Origin of the sequence: Pseudomonas sp. AF32, from assembly GCF_022342325.2 — a bacterium.
Lineage (GTDB): Bacteria > Pseudomonadota > Gammaproteobacteria > Pseudomonadales > Pseudomonadaceae > Aquipseudomonas > Aquipseudomonas uvaldensis.
The window spans coordinates 1-1,022 of record NZ_RQJK02000055.1; the positions used below are offsets into that span (position 1 = coordinate 1).

At 55.9% G+C, this 1,022-nt stretch carries 2 protein-coding genes; both read left to right on the forward strand.

Annotation, left to right across the window (positions count from 1 at the left end; translation table 11 throughout):
• Positions 1 to 7: 7 nt before the first annotated feature.
• Positions 8 to 160 (forward strand): IS66 family insertion sequence element accessory protein TnpB, encoded by a 153-nt coding sequence (gene tnpB, locus EGM97_RS26060; RefSeq protein WP_477788895.1) that lies wholly within the window; start codon positions 8 to 10, stop codon positions 158 to 160.
• A 49-nt stretch (positions 161 to 209) separates the two neighbouring features.
• Positions 210 to 1,022, forward strand: an 813-nt coding sequence (gene tnpC, locus EGM97_RS26065) for an IS66 family transposase (RefSeq protein WP_477788894.1), incomplete at its 3' end; no start/stop codon positions are given.

Sequence of the window (1,022 nt, forward strand, 5' to 3'; positions counted from 1 at the left end):
CATTTGGTTGGCGGCACGTCGTCTGCATCAAGGGAAGTTTTCCTGGCCGAGCAATCGTCATGGTGACCAGATGGAACTCAATCCTGAGCAGCTACAGGCACTGGTAGTCGGTCTTCCCTGGCAACGCCTTGGATCTGACGGAGCTATCCGTACCCATTAAAGGAAATGGATGACATACATCGATCAGTCGATCGGGCAGAGTCATCGCCATGATTCCGACTCCTCCTCTCAATCAGCTCGACACCGAACAACTGCGCAGCCTCGCTGCGCAGTTGCTTCAACATCTTGAGCGTCTTGATAAAGAAGTGCTGCACCACAAAACCCGGAATCAGCAACTCGCCCACGAAATCGCCCAGCTCAAACGTCATCGCTTCGCCAAGCGCGCCGAGTCATTTAGTCCCAGTCAGGCGAGTTTGCTAGACGACCTGATTGAGACTGACCTGGCCGCCATCGAAGCCGAGTTAGAAGTACTGGTACCAAAGCCTGCGCAATCGCCAGTCCGCCGGCAACCCAAACGCACCACCTTACCTGCCGAATTTCCTCGCACACTGATCCATCACGAGCCTGAAAACACCCAATGCCAATGCGGCTGTGCACTCAAGCGCATTGGAGAAGACGTCAGCGAAAAACTCGACTACACACCAGGCGTGTTCAGTGTCGAGCGGCATATCCGTGGTAAATGGGTCTGCGATGACTGCGAAATCTTGATCCAGGCCCCGATACCGGCGCAGGTGATCGACAAAGGCATCCCAACTGCCGGGCTACTGGCCCAGGTGATGATCGCGAAATACGCCGATCATTTACCGCTGTATCGCCAGGAGAAAATCTTCGGACGTGCTGGCCTTGCGATCCCTCGTTCAACCTTGGCTAATTGGGTCGGTACTTGCGGCGTTGAGTTGCAGCCTCTGGTCGACGCCCTTCGCGAAGTGGTGCTTGCACACAACGTGGTACACGTCGATGAAACGCCGGTGCAGATGCTGGCGCCGGGCGAGAAGAAAACCCATCGCGCTTACGTCTGGGGT